Source organism: Streptomyces sp. P5F9, from assembly GCF_057961495.1.
On sequence record NZ_JBXVPZ010000214.1, the window covers coordinates 1 to 16,410 of the forward strand.

Here is a 16,410-nt window from a genome sequence, read left to right on the forward strand (position 1 = left end):
CGCCCCGCCCGGCACCCGCGGCGCCAGCCTGCGCCCCGCCCACACCGCGAGCCCCATGTTCACGGCGATGATCGGGTTCTCGGGACCCAGGCTCGGACCGCCGGCGAGCATCAGCGCGGTCGCCAGGACGAGCCCGGGCAGCACGGCGGGCGGCAGCGGTACGGCCTCCAGGCCGGTGGTCGCCGGATCGGGGCCGGCGTGACCGGGGACCTTCCACACCACCAGGCCGACCACGATGCCGGTGGCCGTCAGCATGACGAGCATCCAGAGGACCGAGTAGCGGCCGATGCCCAGGGCGTCGGGGAGGTTCTTCCAGAGCACGTGCTGGAGTTGTTCGGCCGCCTCGCTCACCCCGATGAAGAGCAGACTCGCGAGCACGCCCACGACCAGAGCGGGGACGATCATCGGCAGCAGGGTGCGCGCCGGGGTCGTAGGGGCAACGGGTGCCTGTTGCGCGCTGTCCTGGGCCACGGGCTCACCATAAGCGGGCAAAACGGACCGAACATCTTGAGGGAGAGAGCACTTCAGGGCCGTGAGGCCTGTGGGGCTTGCACCTCACGTGGCGTGAGGCCTCAGCGTGGAGCGCGGACAGAAGAAGGGAGCGGAAAGTGAGCTACTCCGTAGGACGGGACTCCTACTCCGTAGGACAGGTCGCCGGGTTCGCCGGGGTCACCGTGCGCACGCTGCACCACTACGACGACATCGGCCTGCTCGTTCCGAGCGCGCGCAGCCACGCGGGTCACCGGCGCTACGGCGACGCCGACCTCGACCGGCTCCAACAGATCCTGTTCTACCGGGAACTCGGCTTCCCGCTCGACGAGGTCGCGGCCCTGCTCGACGACCCGGAGACGGACCCGCGCGTACATCTGCGCCGACAGCACGAGCTGCTGACCGCCCGGATCGAGAAGCTCCAGAAGATGGCCGAGGCCGTGGAACACGCCATGGAGGCACGCACGATGGGCATCAACCTCACCCCCGAGGAACGCTTCGAGGTCTTCGGCGACAAGGACCCCGAGCAGTACGCCGAGGAAGCAGAACAGCGCTGGGGCGGCACCGAGGCCTACGCCGAGTCACAGCGCCGGGCCGCCCGCTACACGAAGGCCGACTGGAAACGCCTCCAGGCCGAGGTCGACGACTGGAGCGAACGCTACGCCACCCTGGTGACCGCGGGCGAACTCCCCACCGCCGACGCGGCGATGGACCTCGCCGAGGAACACCGCCTGCACATCGACCGCTGGTTCTACGCGTGCTCCTACGAGATGCACACCTGCCTCGCCGAGATGTACGTCTCCGACGAGCGCTTCAAGGCGTTCTACGACGCGATGGCCCCGGGCCTGGCCGAGCACCTGAAGGACGCGATCCTGGCGAACGCGTCCTGGCACACCTCCTAGGGACCCGGCCCGGGGGAACCGCTACTCCCGGGCCAGGACCACCGCCGTCCCGTAGGCGCACACCTCGGTGCCCACGTCCGCCGCCTCGGTCACGTCGAAGCGGAACGCCAGGACGCCGTTGGCCCCACGCGCGCGTGCCTGCTCGATCAGCCGCTCCATGGCCTGGTTGCGGGTCTGCACGAGGGTTTTGGTGAGCCCCTTCAGTTCACCGCCGACCATCGACTTCAGACCGGCGCCGATCTGGCTGCCGAGATGCCGTGAACGCACGGTCAGCCCGAAGACCTCGCCGATCACCTGCTCGACCCGGTAGCCGGGGATGTCGTTCGTCGTCACGACCAGCACGTCGGCCTGCGGCCCCTGGCCGCCGCCGTATTCGTCGATACCCATGGCTCACAGCTTTGTCCTATGGGGTGCACAGTGCATCCTGGAGTCACCGGTGGAACCTGGGACGGACACATCGCGTTGATAGCTTTGTGCGGCTGTACCTGGACGCTGGCACCTCCCTCCCCCCCTCAGGAGCCCGGAACCGTGATTACGCTCGCCCTCGGCCCGAGCTGGCTCGATCCGAACACCATGCTCGACCGGTTCGGGATCTGGGGCCTCCTGCTCGTGGTCTTCGCGGAGTCCGGTCTACTCATCGGGTTCTTCCTGCCGGGTGACTCCCTGCTCTTCACCTGCGGCCTGCTGATCACCGCGGGCACACTGGACTTTCCGCTGTGGGCGGCCGTCGCGCTGATCTGCGTCGCCGCGATCCTCGGCGACCAGGCGGGCTACGTCTTCGGCAAGAAGGTCGGCCCCTCGCTCTTCAGCCGCCCGGACTCACGCCTCTTCAAGCAGGAGAACGTGGTCAAGGCGCACGAGTTCTTCGAGAAGTACGGCCCCAAGTCCCTGGTCCTGGCCCGCTTCGTGCCCATCGTGCGCACGTTCACGCCGATCATCGCCGGCGTCAGCGGCATGAAGTACCGCTCGTTCCTCACGTTCAACATCATCGGCGGCGTCCTGTGGGGCGCGGGCGTGACCCTGCTCGGCTCCTGGCTCGGCAACATCGACTTCGTCCACAAGAACATCGAAGCGATCCTCATCCTGATCGTCTTCGTCTCCGTGATCCCGATCATCATCGAGTTCCTGCGCGCCCGCTCCAAGGCCAAGAAGAACCCCCAGGGCCGCCAGGACTCCCAGGAACAGCCTGGCGACCCGGCCGCGACCCAGCCCTTCCCGGTGATCATGGACGACTCGACGACCCAACTCCGGCGAGTGGAAGAGCCCCAGCAGCAGTACGACCAGAACAACGGCTACGACCAGTACTACGCCCAGCCCCAACAGCAGCAGACGTACCAACAGCAGCCCTACGGCAATGAGCAGTACGGCAACCAGCAGTACCCGCCGTACAACGACCAGAACCAGGGCCAGGGTTACTCCCAGAACGGCTACCCACAGGGCTAGCTGAGGCGCGCCCCATAGGGGCGCGGGGAACTGCGCGACCAGCCACGACGGACCCGCACCCGCCAAAAAAGCCAAGCCCCCGAGCTATTAGGCGCTCAGAACCCCCTCGTCCGCTTCGCCGCCCGCCGCGCCCCCGCAGAAGCCCCCGGAATCCGCAAGAACAACCGCGAGATCTCCGACCCCAGATTGACCCCGATCGCGATGGCCATGGCGAGAGACGCCGCCGTGGCCAACGACACGAGCCCCTTGTCGACCTCGTTCTGCGCGATCGCCAACAGCCCGAAGTACGTGGCGGAACCCGGCAGCAGGGGCCCGATCGCCGCGGTCGTGTAAGGCAACGCCGACGCGAACCGGTACCGCGACAGCAACTGCCCGAACAGCCCGACCAACCCCGCCGCGACAGCCGTAGAGGCAACCGGCGAGACCTCCGCGACGAAGCGCATCGCTCCGTAAACCGACCAGGCGACACCTCCGTTGAGGGACACCAGGAGCACGGTGGATCGTTCCTGCTGGAGCAGGACGGCGAAGGTCAGCGACAGCAGGACGGACGCGCCGATCTGCCACAGCGGCTGGTCGGAGTTGCCGAGGGCCACGTCCGGATTGAGCTGGGCGCCGAGCTTCACGCCGAAGTACAGGACGATCAGGACGCCGGCCACGATGCCGACGAAGAAGTACATGACTTCCAGGAGCCGGGCCGACGCGGTGATGTAGAAGCCGGTCAGGCCGTCCTGTACGCCCGCCACGAGCGCCCGCCCGGGCAGCAGGGCGAACAGCCCACCGGTGATGACCGCGGAGGCCTTCACATCGACGTTGGCGACCGTCAGGGCGACCCCTATCGCGGCGGGCGGCATCGCGGCGACCGTGAACTGGTAGAACTCCGGCAGTCCGCGCCCCGCGCACAGCCACGCCAGCCGGTCCCCGAGCATCGCGCCGAGCGCGGCGGCGACGAACACGATGATGTCACCGCCGACGAGTACGGAGGCGGCGCCCGCGAGCAGCCCGCTGGCCGAGGTCAGCACCCAGCCGGGGTACGGGTGCCGGTTGCGCCGCATCTCCGCGAGCCGCCGGTAGGCGTCCTCCAGGGAGAGCGCGGTCTCCGGATCGCTGAGGTCCTGGACCAGCCGGAACACGGCCGCGAGCCGCGTGTAGTCGGTGCCCCGGCGTCGTACCGTGCGCGACGCGGTCACCGGATCGTCCACCAGGGAGGGCTGATAAGAGATCGACAGCAGTGTGAAGGTGACGGTCGGCTCGCAGCGGTCGAGGCCGTAGGAGCGGCAGACCGCGAACATCGCCGCCTCGACGTCCTCCGCGCCCTCGCCGCCCGCGAGCAGCAACTCGCCGATGCGGAGCGTCAGATCGAGCACGCGCGGTACGGCGGGGCCGCTGTCGTCCGGCTTCTGCACCGGCTCGGGAGCGGGCCGCTCGGCCACCGGCATCCGCAGCATCGTGCGCATCCGGTCCTGCCAGGGCACGTCCTTGGTGAGGCTGACGACGGGAATCCCGGTCGGCGGCGTGAAGGCGGGCGGCGCCTTGCGCGCGCGGTAGAGGCTGGGCGGGCTGAACGCCGACCCCTCGGATTCCTCGACGGCCGGCGCGGGCGTCACGTCGAGCCCGCTCGGAACGGCGAACTCGGACGTCGTGGACGACTCCCCGTCAGTCGCCGCCACGACCGCCGCCTCGACGCCCGCCGGAGCCGTGAAAGCACTCCTGGCCTCGTCCGACTGCGGCTTGCGGTCCTCGGCTTCCGTCACTCCGTAGCACTCCCTGTACGACACCTCCAGTGATCCTCAGTATGCGCACAGGCATGCAAACGGGCCGCACGCGTGTGCGTGCGGCCCGTTTGCTGACAGGGGGTCAGTGGCCGCCCTGCTCCTTGAGTCGCTTGTACGAGCGCTCGATCTCCGCCTCGGCGTCCGTACGGCCCACCCAGTTGGCACCCTCGACCGACTTGCCGGGCTCCAGGTCCTTGTAGACCTCGAAGAAGTGCTGGATCTCCAGGCGGTCGAACTCCGACACGTGGTGGATGTCACGCAGGTGCTCCACGCGCGGGTCGGACGCCGGGACGCACAGCAGCTTGTCGTCGCCGCCGGCCTCGTCGGTCATCCGGAACATGCCGATCGCGCGGCACTTGATGAGGCAGCCGGGGAAAGTCGGCTCCTCCAGGATGACCAGCGCGTCCAGCGGGTCGCCGTCCTCGCCGAGAGTGTTCTCGACGAAGCCGTAGTCGGCCGGGTAACTGGTCGAGGTGAAGAGTCGACGGTCCAGGCGGATCCGACCGGTCTCGTGGTCCACCTCGTACTTGTTCCGCGAACCCTTCGGGATCTCGATCGTGACGTCGAACTCCACCGGTGGCTCCTCCATGATCAGCACATAGTTCTGGTGGTTAAGTGTCCCTCACGCAGGTGTGTGATCGCGAAAGGGGCTGGTGGTCGTGCCGGAGCTGAGGCCTTGGCAGGCCGCGAGACCGCAGGTGGCGCGGGTCGCGCGAGCCGTCCGGCCCCGTCTCAAGCGGGCCGCACAATCCGTGAAACCGCAGGTCGCACGGGTCACGCAAGCCGTGAAGCCTCAGGTCACGCGGCTCACCGAAGCCGCGAGACCACAGGCCACGCGGCTCACCGAAGCCGTGAAACCGAAGGTCGCCCGGCTCGTCGGATCCGTGTCACCTCAGGTCGCGAAGTTGCCGCGGCCGAACAGGACCTGGCAGTTCACCGCCGTCGCCGCCACCGCCGGAATGGCGCTGGCCGCCGGTGTGGTGACCGCCGCCGGTCCCTGGGACTCCTCGGGTCAGCGTACGGCCGAGCGGGACTACGCAGCCGCACAGGAACAGTCAGGTGGCGTAGATCACGGCCGTAATTCCGATACGTCCGCCAAGGCACCCCGACCCGCCCCCAGCGCCGCGTCCGTCCTCGTCGGCCTCGGCGGCGCCGCCAGCACCGTGAAGTCGGCCCCGACCGGCACGGCCCTCGCGGACGTCCTCACGCCCCTCCTGGGCGACTCGGCGCTCGGCACCCGCCACACGGCCGCCGTCGTGGACGTCTCGACCGGAAAGCGCCTCTACGGAGTCGGCGCCGACGACGCGTTGACCCCGGCCTCGACGACGAAGATCGCCACCGCCGTGGCCGCCCTCTCCGCGATGGGCGCCGACCACCGCCTCACCACCCGCGCCGCCCTGGAGCCCGACACCAAGGAACTCGTCCTGGTCGGCGGCGGCGACCCGACCCTGACGGCCCACCAGGACGCCGAGGGCTGGGCCGGCCTGCGCACGCTCGCCGACAGGACGGCGATGGCCCTGAAGAAGCGCGGCGTGAGCGAGGTGACGCTGTCGTACGACAAGACCCTGTACTCCGGTGCCGAACTCCACCCGATCGGGGTCAACGAGAACCTCGCTCCGGTCAGCGCCCTGATGGCCGACGAGGGCCGTACGGACGACTCGTCCAGCGGCCCGGCCAAGCGCGTGACGGACCCGGCGGCGGACGCGGCCGGGAAGTTCGCGGGCTTCCTCAAGGAGCACGGCATCAGGACGACGTCCCCGGGCCCCTCCAAGGCGACCGGCCGCGCCGACACCCTCGCCACGGTCTCCTCGCCGCCGCTCTCCGACATCGTCGAGCGGATGCTGACGAACAGCGACAACGACATCGCGGAGGCCCTGGCCCGCCAGACGGCCGTAGCGACGGGCAAGCGGGCCGACTTCGGCGGGGGCGCCGCCGCGATCGCCGCCCAGCTGAAGAAGCTTCAACTCCCGGTCAAGGGCGCCGTGTTCAACGACGGCAGCGGCCTCAACCGCGACGACCGCCTCACCGCCGACCTCCTGACCGCCCTCCTGGTCAAGGCCGGCTCCCCGGCCCACCCCGAACTCCGCCCGGTCCTCACCGGCCTCCCCATCGCCGCCTTCACCGGCACCCTGACGAGTCGCTACACGGACGCGACAGGCGCGGCAGGCGTGGTCCGCGCCAAGACCGGCACCCTGACGGGCGTCAACACCCTCGCGGGCACGGTCGTGGACAAGGACGGCCAACTCCTGGCCTTCGCCTTCCTGGCCTCCGACACGACGAACGCCCTGGACGCCCAGGCAGCCCTGGACCACACGGCAACGGCGCTGGCGGCGTGCGGCTGTAGTTAGCAACCGCTGTGGGCAGGCGTTCCGCACGGCGGAACGGGTGGGCACAGCCATCAACACCGGGGGCCGTTCAAACAGGCGCTCACCTGACCGACCTCGTGCCCTGCCCCCAGCGGCAGCGCTCACGTACGGTTGACGCATGACGAGCATCGGTGGTGCCGAGATGGTCGACTGGAATCTCGCGGTGGCGACCGCGACCCGACTTGTGCGGCCGGGCCCCGAGGTGAGCCGTGACGAGGCCCGGGCCGTCGTCGCGGAGCTGCGCCGGCATGCGAAGGCCTCGGAGCAGCACGTCCGGGGTTTCACCCGGATGGGCACGGACGACATCCACGACACCCCGATCCTGGTCGTCGACCGCCCCGGCTGGGTGCGGGCGAACGTCGCCGGGTTCCGGGAGGTCCTCAAACCGCTGCTCGACAAGATGCAGGAGCGGCGCGGCAACACCCCCGGGGGCGCGGTCTTCGGGGCGGTCGGCGGCAAGGTGACCGGCGTCGAGCTGGGCATGCTGCTGTCGTTCCTGTCCTCACGCGTGCTCGGCCAGTACGAGACGTTCGCCCCGGCGTCCCGCGAGCTGCCGGCGGGAGCGAAGGGCGGGCGGCTGCTGCTGGTCGCGCCGAACATCGTGCACGTGGAGCGCGAACTCGACGTAGAACCGCACGACTTCCGTCTGTGGGTGTGCCTGCACGAGGAGACGCACCGCACGCAGTTCACGGCCGTGCCCTGGCTGCGTGACCACCTGGAGGGCGAGATCCAGTCGTTCTTGGGGGAGACCGAGGTCGACCCCATGACGGTTCTGGAGCGCATCCGGGAGGCCGCCCAGTCGTTGGCCGGTGGTCGGCCGGAAGGCGAGGAGGACGACGAGGGCCGGTCCCTCGTGGAGATCGTGCAGACGCCCGCGCAGCGGGAGATCCTCGGCCGGCTCACCGCCGTGATGTCCCTCCTGGAGGGGCACGCCGACTTCGTGATGGACGGCGTCGGTCCGGACGTGGTGCCGAGCGTCGCGGAGATCCGCGAGAAGTTCCAGCAGCGTCGCGCGAAGGGCGCCTCCCGGCTGGACTCGGCGCTGCGCAAGCTGCTCGGCCTCGACGCCAAGCTGCGGCAGTACCGGGACGGCGAGCGGTTCGTGCGGGCGGTCGTCGACCAGGTCGGCATGGACGGCTTCAACCGCGTGTGGACCTCTCCGAACACGTTGCCGACCAAGACGGAGATCGCCAAACCGGCGGACTGGGTCGCGCGGGTGCACCGCAAGGCCGAGTCGTGAACGGGTCGCGGGCGTGGTGAAACGAATCCGGCCGACGGCAGGCGAACGCCCCTGCAATCACCCGTCCGAGGGACCGTGAGCGATGGGTAGGCGTGCAATGCTCGGGGAACGCCCCGGTTCTGTCACCATCTACACACTCTGAGTGACCGAACCTCGGGCCAACCCCCGAAAACTTCATGAAGGGAACCGGACATGGGTCCCCATCCTGCGGTCGCGGCGATACGCCTGGCGGTCCGCCGCGTCCTCCACGACATCCTCACCGACCACGAGGCACTGCAGACCGCCGGCGCCTCCCGGCACACCTCGCACGAGCGCCCGCCCTCGCCGCTCGTGCTCGTCGCATGCTCCGGCGGCGCCGATTCCATGGCCCTCGCCTCCGCCCTCGCCTTCGAAGCCCCCAAGCTGGGCATCAGGGCCGGCGGCATCACCGTCGACCACGGCCTCCAGGTCGGCTCCGACCTGCGCGCCGACGAGGTCGTTCTACGGCTGCGCGAACTGGGCCTGGACCCCGTCGAAGCCACGTCCGTGACCGTGGGCCGCGAGGGCGGCCCCGAGGCAGCCGCCCGGGACGCCCGCTACGCAGCCCTCGACGACTGTGCCGCACGCCACGGCGCCGCCGCCGTCCTGCTCGGCCACACCCGCGACGACCAGGCCGAGACCGTCCTGCTGGGCCTCGCCCGCGGCTCCGGCATCCGCTCCCTGTCGGGGATGGCCGCGGTCTCGGGGGCCGACGGCCGTTACCGCCGCCCCTTCCTGCAGCTCGACCGGCAGACCGCCCGCAAGGCCTGCATGGTCCAGTCGCTGCCCGTCTGGGACGACCCGCACAACGCCGACCCCGCGTACACGCGTTCCCGGCTGCGCCACGAAGGACTGCCGGCCCTGGAGAAGGCGCTCGGCAAAGGGGTCGTGGAAGCGCTCGCCCGTACGGCGCAGCTGTCCCGGGACGACGCCGACGCCCTCGACACCTGGGCCAGCCAGGCCGAGACCTCCGTACGCGACGCCACCGGCCTCCTGGAGTGCGCCAAGCTCTACGCCCTGCCGCCCGCCGTACGCCGTCGCATCCTGCGCCGGGCCGCCATCCAGGCCGGTGCCCCGGCCGGTTCGCTGTTCGCCCGGCACATCGAGGAAGTCGACCGGCTGATCACCGGCTGGCGCGGCCAGGGAGCCATCAATCTCCCGGGCAAGGTCGTCGCCCGGCGCCAGGGTGGCAGACTGGTGATTCGGCAAGGCTGAATCGACACCCCCTCCGGGCCCCCGGGGGCGGGGCCAGGTAGTAGCCGGTTGGACGACCGAAAGTGATGCGGGTGGACGCGAAAGACATGGGTGACGACCTCCAGTCGGTGCTCATCACCAAGGAAGAGATCGACGCGAAGCTCGTGGAGCTCGCCGCGAAGATCGACGCGGAGTACGCGGGCAAGGATCTGCTGATCGTCGGCGTCCTCAAGGGCGCGGTGATGGTCATGGCGGACCTCGCCCGGGCGCTGTCCACCCCCGTCACCATGGACTGGATGGCCGTGTCGTCGTACGGCGCGGGCACCCAGTCCTCCGGTGTCGTGCGGATCCTCAAGGACCTCGACACCGACATCAAGGGCAAGCACGTCCTCATCGTCGAGGACATCATCGACTCGGGTCTGACCCTGTCCTGGCTGATCTCCAACCTCGGCTCGCGTGAGCCCGACTCGTTGAGGATCTGCACCCTGCTCCGCAAGCCGGAGGCGGCCAAGGTCGCCATCGAGGTGGAGTGGGTCGGCTTCGACATCCCGAACGAGTTCGTCGTCGGCTACGGCCTCGACTACGCGGAGAAGTACCGCAACCTGCCGTTCGTCGGTACGCTCGCGCCGCACGTCTACGGCGGCTAGAGCCACTCGGCGCAAGCCCTGTAAGACGATCGGGAACCCCAGCGGGTTTCGCGCCGTTGGAGCATGCAGACGCGTCTCCCAGCCGTCCCGCGCGACTTCGGGCAACATGGCTGGGGTACGGTCAGAAGAACTGTCTTTATCAAACTCACTATGGCAGGAGGGACGGAGCGAATTCGCTCCGTATGGATGGACGTGAAGCGATACTTCCGTGGGCCGGTCATGTGGATCGTGCTGGCCGTCCTTGCCGTGGTCGTGTTGATGCAGGTCGTCGGCTCGTCCGGCGGCTACAAGGCGGTGGACACCGGCCAGGTCGTCCAGGCGATCAATGACAACAAGGTCGAGTCGGCCAAGATCACCACCGGTGACGAGCAGACCGTCAAGGTCACGCTCAAGGACGGCGTCAAGGTCGAGGGCAGCTCCAAGATCCAGGCGAGCTACATCGGCGACCAGGGCGTGGACCTCGCGGCCACGCTGCAGACCAAGTACCAGGACAAGCAGATTCCGGACGGCTACACGGTGTCGCCGACGAAGCAGAACGCTTTCGTCGGGATCCTGTTGTCGCTGCTCCCCTTCGTCCTCATCGTGGTCGTCTTCCTGTTCCTGATGAACCAGATGCAGGGCGGCGGCTCCCGAGTCATGAACTTCGGGAAGTCCAAGGCCAAGCTCATCACCAAGGACACCCCGAAGACGACGTTCGCGGACGTCGCGGGCTCCGACGAGGCCGTCGAGGAACTGCACGAGATCAAGGAGTTCCTCCAGGAGCCGGCGAAGTTCCAGGCCGTCGGCGCCAAGATCCCCAAGGGCGTACTCCTGTACGGCCCTCCCGGCACCGGCAAGACCCTGCTGGCGCGCGCCGTCGCGGGCGAGGCCGGGGTGCCCTTCTACTCGATTTCCGGTTCCGACTTCGTCGAGATGTTCGTCGGTGTCGGTGCCTCCCGAGTCCGTGACCTGTTCGAGCAGGCCAAGGCGAACGCTCCGGCGATCGTCTTCGTCGACGAGATCGACGCGGTCGGCCGCCATCGCGGCGCCGGCCTCGGCGGTGGACACGACGAGCGCGAGCAGACGCTGAACCAGCTGCTCGTCGAGATGGACGGCTTCGACGTCAAGGGCGGCGTGATCCTCATCGCCGCGACGAACCGGCCCGACATCCTCGACCCGGCCCTCCTGCGCCCCGGCCGCTTCGACCGCCAGATCGCGGTCGACCGCCCGGACATGCAGGGCCGTCTGGAGATCCTCAAGGTCCACCAGAAGGGCAAGCCGGTCGCACCGGACGTCGACCTCTCCGCGGTCGCCCGCCGTACGCCGGGCTTCACCGGCGCGGACCTGAGCAACGTCCTCAACGAGGCCGCCCTGCTCACCGCACGCGGCAACCGCAAGCTGATCGACAACTCCATGCTGGACGAGGCGATCGACCGTGTGGTCGCGGGCCCGCAGAAGCGGACCCGGATCATGTCGGACAAGGAGAAGAAGATCACCGCGTACCACGAGGGCGGACACGCCCTGGTCGCGGCGGCTTCCCCGAACTCCGACCCGGTGCACAAGATCACGATCCTCTCCCGAGGCCGTGCTCTGGGCTACACGATGGTCCTGCCGGAAGAGGACAAGTACTCGACCACGCGCAACGAGATGCTCGACCAGCTGGCCTACATGCTGGGCGGCCGCGCGGCCGAGGAACTGGTCTTCCACGACCCGACCACGGGCGCCGCGAACGACATCGAGAAGGCCACAGCGACGGCCCGCGCGATGGTCACGCAGTACGGCATGACCGAGCGCCTCGGCGCGATCAAGTTCGGCGGCGACAACACCGAGCCCTTCCTGGGCCGGGAGATGTCGCACCCGCGCGACTACTCGGAAGAGGTCGCCGCGCTCGTCGACGAAGAGGTCAAGAAGCTCATCGAGAACGCGCACAACGAGGCCTGGGAGATCCTGGTCGAGAACCGTGACGTGCTCGACGCGCTCGTGCTCCAGCTGCTGGAGAAGGAGACGCTGAACAAGGAGCAGATCGCCGAGGTCTTCGCTCCCATCGTCCGGCGTCCGGCCCGTCCCTCCTGGACCGGCTCCTCCCGCCGTACGCCGTCCACCCGCCCGCCGGTGCTCTCCCCCAAGGAGCTGTCACTGACGAACGGGACGAACGGCGCGGGTCCCGCGATCACCGCCGGTGCGACCGCCGAGTCCTCTCCCACGCTGGAGAAGGCCCCGGAGGAGCGCCCCGACAACTGACGCGAGTCTCACACGGCCCGAAATGGAAGCCGCGCCCCCCTGGATTTAGCCTGGGGGGCGCGGCTTTTCCATATGCCCGCAACTGAGGCGTGTGTCCGCACACGCGTGACCCGCACAGGAACGAGGCACCGCCATGACCGACCCCGTGACGCTGGACGGCGAGGGAGCGATAGGCGTCTTCGACGAGAAGCGCGCCGAGAACGCCGTACGCGAACTGCTGATCGCGGTCGGCGAGGACCCGGACCGGGAGGGGCTCAGGGAGACGCCAGCGCGGGTGGCGCGGGCGTACAAGGAGATATTCGCGGGGCTGTGGCAGAAGCCGGAGGACGTGCTGACGACGACGTTCGACCTGGGGCACGACGAGATGGTCCTGGTGAAGGACATCGAGGTGTTGAGCAACTGCGAGCACCACCTGGTGCCGTTCGTCGGGGTCGCGCATGTCGGGTACATCCCGTCCGCCGACGGGAAGATCACCGGGTTGTCGAAGCTGGCTCGGCTGGTGGACGTCTATGCGCGGCGGCCGCAGGTGCAGGAACGGTTGACCACGCAGGTCGCGGATTCCCTGATGGAGATTCTGGAGCCGCGGGGGGTCATCGTCGTTGTCGAGTGTGAGCACATGTGCATGTCGATGCGGGGGGTGCGGAAGCCGGGCGCGAAGACCATTACGTCGGCTGTGCGGGGGCAGTTGCGGGATCCTGCTACCCGTAACGAGGCGATGAGTCTGATCATGGCTCGCTGACGGTTCGCTCCGCTGGGAGGACCGGGAAGGACCGTGAGGTCGTCGGTTGGGTGCGGCTTCGTCGTGGCTGGTCGCGCAGTTCCCCGCGCCCCTTTAGGGCGCCTCAGGTGACCGGGGTTGCGCCCGCCGCGTTGTTGTCGTCGTCCTCCGGGAGTTTGCAGACTCGCTCCAGGAAGATCGCGGCCGCTATCACCGCGATGCCTGCCAGGACCGAGAAGCCGGCGTAGATGGCCTGGTCGCGGCGGGCGGGGATGTCGAGGGACTCCAGGAGGTAGACGCCCGTGCCGCCGTACATGCCGGCGACGAGGGCGGCGACCAGGGCGCTGGCCTGGCCGAAGACGACCGCGCGGGCGGCCATCAGGGGGTCGACGCCCTTGGCGCCGGGGCGGCGCTCGCGCTGGGCCTTGAGGCGGGCGCGCAGGGAGAGCGCCGTGGCCAGCAGGACCACGGCGATCACGGCGAGGACGATGGGCGCGGCCAGCGGGACGCTCGGCAGGGTCCCCACCGCGCTCCACAGGCGGGCCCCCGCCCAGGACAGCACTCCGGCGATCGCGAACACGCCGGCCAGCACCCTGATCCGCAGCTCTCTCACGGTGTCCCTTCAGCTCCCCGTGCCCTGTCCGGGCGTAGTGGTCGTCTCGACCTTAACGACTACTCGGGCAGCCGGAGTTCCAGATCCTTGCGGGGCGCGACTCCGTCACGCGTGACGGAGTCGAGGAGAACGGCGACCGGGCCGCGGCCGGGCAACTGCGCCTCGGGCTCCACGTCGTGCCACGGGGCGAGCACGAAGGCCCGCTCGTGGGCGCGCGGGTGGGGGAGCGTCAGCACCGGGTCGTCCGAGACGACGTCGGCGTACGCGACGATGTCGACGTCGATCGTGCGCGCGCCCCAGCGCTCCTCGCGGACCCGGTGGAAGGCCTCCTCGACCGCGTGCGCCCGCTCCAGCAGGGAGGACGGGGGCAGGGTCGTCTTGAGGACGACGACCGCGTTGAAGTACGACGGCTGGCTGCCGGGCTCGACGCCCCACGGCTCCGTCTCGTAGACCGGGGACACGGCCTTGATGCGGACGCCGGGGGTGTCCTCCAGGGCGTCGATGGCTCCCTGGAGGGTCTCCAGGCGATTGCCCAGGTTCGCGCCGATGGAGATCACGGCGCGCTTCGGGTTGCTGAGGGTGGTGTCGGCGGCGTCCACCTGCTGCACCACGGAGGCGGGCACCGGCTGGACGGTCGGGTCGCTGTGACCCTCGGTGAACGAGAAGGTCATACTCGGCTCCGGGTGATGGTGACGGTCACGTCGTCGAAGGGGACGGTGATCGGGGCGTCCGGCTTGTGGACGCGGACCTCGACCTCCTCGACCCCTTCGTGCTTCAGGCAGGTCTGCGCGATGCGCTCGGCGAGGGTCTCGATGAGGTTGACGGGCTCGCCCTGGACGACGGCCACGACCTCCTCGGCCACGATGCCGTAGTGCACGGTCTTCGCCAGGTCGTCGTCGGCGGCGGCCGGCCGGGTGTCCAGGCCCAGAACGAGGTCCACGATGAAGGTCTGGCCCTCCTCGCGCTCCTTGGGGAACACGCCGTGGTGCCCGCGGGCCTTCAGGCCGCTCAGCGCGACACGATCCACGCGAATCACTCCTGCAATCGTCGGTGGTGGCCGGTTCGTACCGTGTGCGGGCGGTACTCCGGCCTCGAACGAATCTACCTGCGGGCACTGACAATGCCGGGCCACGAGGGCGCGGGCACTGTCCGGGGCCAGAGGGTTCATCGAGCGTTTCCCCTGGGGAACCCGGTGGCTCATGGGTCGGTAGCCGCCCCTACCCCGGGGTTCGTGATTCCAACCACTTCTTGGTCCCGACGGGTTGCGACGGGTCGCGACGGGTTCTCCCAGGGGGTGCCTACCCACTCAGGTGGGGGTGTCCTCGCCCTCGTCCTCGTCGTTTTCGGCCAGAACCGGGGACGCGTGATGCGACCAGAGTTTCCAGCCCTCGGGGGTGCGCCGGAACACGTTCGTGGCGACCACGAGCTGGCCGACCAGCGGGCCCAGTTCGTCGCTGTCGTCGGGGGAGGGGCCGCCGCTGAGGATGTTCTCCGTGCAGGTGACCAGCGCGGTGTCGCCGGTCACCGAGACATGCACGTCGGTGAGGAAGAACTGGATGTACTCGGTGTTCGCCATGATCAGCGCGTACGACCGCAGGACCTCGCCCCGGCCGGTCAGCACCGGCCAGCCCGGGTGCACGCAGGAGATCACGCCGCTGTCCGCCGGGTCGTGGTACTCCTCGTCGACGCCGAGGTCGGCCGGGGTGAGCCAGAGCGCGGACAGTTCGTCGAAGTCACCGCGCTCCAGCGTCTCGTAGAACGCGGTGTTGGCGAGTTCCACCTGCTCGACGTCGGTGTGCGGGGCGGTCACAGGGCTCCCTCGGAGCTGGAGTGCGAAGCCGCTCGGGCGCCCGGCGTGCGCGCCCCCTCGACGGCGCGTGCGACGCGTACGGCGTCGGCGGTGGCGCGGACCTCGTGGACGCGTACCGCCCAGGCGCCGGCGTGCGCCGCGAGCGCGGAGACGGCGGCCGTGGCGGCGTCGCGCTCGCGCGCGGGCGGGGGCGCTCCCTCGGGGCCTGCCAGGACGCGGCCGAGGAACCGTTTGCGGGAGGCGGCGACCAGGAGGGGGTGGCCGAGGGCGAGTAGACGGTCGAGGTGGGCGAGGAGGACGAGGTCGTGCTCGGCGTCCTTGGAGAAGCCGAGGCCCGGGTCGACGACGACGCGGTCGGGGGCGACACCGCCCGCCAGAACGGCCTCCACGCGTGCGTGCAGTTCGTCGACGACCTCGGTGACGACGTCGTCGTAGACCCCCCTGACGTTGCCGCCCTCCAGGAAGCCGCGCCAGTGCATGACGACGAAGGGGGCGCCGGAGGCGGCGACGACCGGGATCATCGCGGGGTCGGCGAGGCCGCCGCTGACGTCGTTGACGAGGGCGGCGCCGGCGGCGAGGGCCTGCTCGGCGACGGAGGCGCGCATGGTGTCCACGGAGACGGTGACGCCCTCGGAGGCGAGGCCGCGCACTACGGGGATGACGCGCTTGAGTTCCTCGGCCTCATCCACGCGGGAGGCGCCGGGGCGGGTGGACTCACCGCCGACATCCACCAGGTCGGCGCCCTCGGTGACCAGGTCCAGGCCCCGCTTGACGGCCGCCGTGGTGTCGAAGAAGCGGCCGCCGTCGGAGAAGGAGTCCGGGGTGACGTTCACGACCCCCATGACCGCGCACCGGTCCCACTCCGGAAGGCCCGTGACACGCCCGCGTCCGCTCTGCTTGCTCATACGTTCAGCGTAGGCCCAGGAGGAGGGGGTACGGCCCCGCGGGCCGGGTGGAAGCGGGCTGGTCCGGTGGGGG

General features: G+C 69.7%; 16 protein-coding genes and 1 pseudogene. 8 read left to right on the plus strand and 9 right to left on the minus strand.

Annotation, left to right across the window (positions count from 1 at the left end):
• Positions 1-471 (minus strand): annotated as a pseudogene (locus tag AC31A1_RS29150) (ion channel protein); the annotation flags it as partial.
• Between the two features lie 137 nt (positions 472-608).
• Here AC31A1_RS29150 and AC31A1_RS29155 point away from each other — a divergent pair.
• Positions 609-1,391, plus strand: a complete 783-nt coding sequence (locus AC31A1_RS29155) for a MerR family transcriptional regulator (protein WP_489656186.1) — start codon at positions 609-611, stop codon at positions 1,389-1,391.
• Between the two features lie 21 nt (positions 1,392-1,412).
• Here AC31A1_RS29155 and AC31A1_RS29160 read toward each other — a convergent pair whose 3' ends face one another.
• A complete protein-coding gene (locus tag AC31A1_RS29160; protein ID WP_363101818.1) occupies positions 1,413-1,778 on the minus strand; it encodes a YbjQ family protein in 366 nt (121 codons plus the stop codon).
• A gap of 141 nt (positions 1,779-1,919) precedes the next feature.
• Here AC31A1_RS29160 and AC31A1_RS29165 point away from each other — a divergent pair, with 141 nt between their 5' ends.
• Entirely contained in the window at positions 1,920-2,834 is a 915-nt protein-coding gene (locus tag AC31A1_RS29165) for a DedA family protein (RefSeq protein WP_489656187.1), read from the plus strand.
• Positions 2,835-2,929: 95 nt separating this feature from the next.
• Here AC31A1_RS29165 and AC31A1_RS29170 read toward each other — a convergent pair whose 3' ends face one another.
• Both AC31A1_RS29170 and AC31A1_RS29175 read right to left on the minus strand, forming a co-directional pair.
• Positions 2,930-4,585, minus strand: a complete 1,656-nt coding sequence (locus tag AC31A1_RS29170; protein WP_489656188.1) for a threonine/serine exporter family protein — start codon at positions 4,583-4,585, stop codon at positions 2,930-2,932.
• Positions 4,586-4,688: 103 nt separating this feature from the next.
• Entirely contained in the window at positions 4,689-5,180 is a 492-nt protein-coding gene (locus AC31A1_RS29175; RefSeq protein ID WP_019070224.1) for an inorganic diphosphatase, read from the minus strand.
• Positions 5,181-5,259: 79 nt separating this feature from the next.
• On the opposite strand from AC31A1_RS29175, the gene dacB reads away from it, so the two are divergent.
• The 6 genes from dacB (at position 5,260) to folE (ending at position 13,030) form a co-directional block, all read left to right on the plus strand.
• Positions 5,260-6,954, plus strand: a complete 1,695-nt coding sequence (dacB, locus tag AC31A1_RS29180) for a D-alanyl-D-alanine carboxypeptidase/D-alanyl-D-alanine endopeptidase (protein WP_489656189.1) — start codon at positions 5,260-5,262, stop codon at positions 6,952-6,954.
• 136 nt (positions 6,955-7,090) lie between these two features.
• A complete protein-coding gene (locus AC31A1_RS29185) occupies positions 7,091-8,212 on the plus strand; it encodes a zinc-dependent metalloprotease (protein ID WP_318017967.1) in 1,122 nt (373 codons plus the stop codon).
• Positions 8,213-8,404: 192 nt separating this feature from the next.
• On the plus strand, positions 8,405-9,445 hold the full coding sequence (tilS, locus tag AC31A1_RS29190) for a tRNA lysidine(34) synthetase TilS (RefSeq protein WP_489656190.1): 1,041 nt from the start codon (positions 8,405-8,407) through the stop codon (positions 9,443-9,445).
• 65 nt (positions 9,446-9,510) lie between these two features.
• Positions 9,511-10,071, plus strand: a complete 561-nt coding sequence (gene hpt / locus AC31A1_RS29195; RefSeq protein ID WP_393751625.1) for a hypoxanthine phosphoribosyltransferase — start codon at positions 9,511-9,513, stop codon at positions 10,069-10,071.
• Between the two features lie 186 nt (positions 10,072-10,257).
• Complete coding sequence (gene ftsH, locus AC31A1_RS29200; protein WP_489656191.1) at positions 10,258-12,291, plus strand: ATP-dependent zinc metalloprotease FtsH; 2,034 nt, start codon at positions 10,258-10,260, stop codon at positions 12,289-12,291.
• 133 nt (positions 12,292-12,424) lie between these two features.
• A complete protein-coding gene (gene folE / locus AC31A1_RS29205) occupies positions 12,425-13,030 on the plus strand; it encodes a GTP cyclohydrolase I FolE (protein WP_318017968.1) in 606 nt (201 codons plus the stop codon).
• 103 nt (positions 13,031-13,133) lie between these two features.
• Here folE and AC31A1_RS29210 read toward each other — a convergent pair whose 3' ends face one another.
• The 5 genes from AC31A1_RS29210 to folP form a co-directional block, all read right to left on the minus strand.
• On the minus strand, positions 13,134-13,622 hold the full coding sequence (locus AC31A1_RS29210) for a DUF3180 domain-containing protein (protein ID WP_489656192.1): 489 nt from the start codon (positions 13,620-13,622) through the stop codon (positions 13,134-13,136).
• A 59-nt stretch (positions 13,623-13,681) separates the two neighbouring features.
• Entirely contained in the window at positions 13,682-14,293 is a 612-nt protein-coding gene (folK, locus tag AC31A1_RS29215; RefSeq protein ID WP_489656193.1) for a 2-amino-4-hydroxy-6-hydroxymethyldihydropteridine diphosphokinase, read from the minus strand.
• Entirely contained in the window at positions 14,290-14,649 is a 360-nt protein-coding gene (gene folB / locus AC31A1_RS29220; RefSeq protein WP_033286136.1) for a dihydroneopterin aldolase, read from the minus strand. Before folB ends, folK begins: the two co-directional genes overlap by 4 nt.
• A gap of 279 nt (positions 14,650-14,928) precedes the next feature.
• Positions 14,929-15,432: a nuclear transport factor 2 family protein gene (locus tag AC31A1_RS29225; protein ID WP_019064272.1), complete on the minus strand. Its 504-nt coding sequence runs from the start codon at positions 15,430-15,432 to the stop codon at positions 14,929-14,931.
• Entirely contained in the window at positions 15,429-16,337 is a 909-nt protein-coding gene (folP, locus tag AC31A1_RS29230) for a dihydropteroate synthase (RefSeq protein WP_489656194.1), read from the minus strand. Before folP ends, AC31A1_RS29225 begins: the two co-directional genes overlap by 4 nt.
• Positions 16,338-16,410 lie beyond the last annotated feature (73 nt).

What these genes read in the sequence shown, in the direction of transcription:
- AC31A1_RS29160 (WP_363101818.1), bottom strand. Translation starts at nt 1,778, where the DNA reads ATGGGTATCGACGAATACGGCGGCGGCCAGGGGCCGCAGGCCGACGTG.
- AC31A1_RS29185 (WP_318017967.1), top strand. Translation starts at nt 7,091, where the DNA reads ATGACGAGCATCGGTGGTGCCGAGATGGTCGACTGGAATCTCGCGGTG.
- tilS (WP_489656190.1), top strand. Translation starts at nt 8,405, where the DNA reads ATGGGTCCCCATCCTGCGGTCGCGGCGATACGCCTGGCGGTCCGCCGC.
- hpt (WP_393751625.1), top strand. Translation starts at nt 9,511, where the DNA reads ATGCGGGTGGACGCGAAAGACATGGGTGACGACCTCCAGTCGGTGCTC.
- ftsH (WP_489656191.1), top strand. Translation starts at nt 10,258, where the DNA reads ATGGACGTGAAGCGATACTTCCGTGGGCCGGTCATGTGGATCGTGCTG.
- folE (WP_318017968.1), top strand. Translation starts at nt 12,425, where the DNA reads ATGACCGACCCCGTGACGCTGGACGGCGAGGGAGCGATAGGCGTCTTC.
- folK (WP_489656193.1), bottom strand. Translation starts at nt 14,293, where the DNA reads ATGACCTTCTCGTTCACCGAGGGTCACAGCGACCCGACCGTCCAGCCG.
- folP (WP_489656194.1), bottom strand. Translation starts at nt 16,337, where the DNA reads ATGAGCAAGCAGAGCGGACGCGGGCGTGTCACGGGCCTTCCGGAGTGG.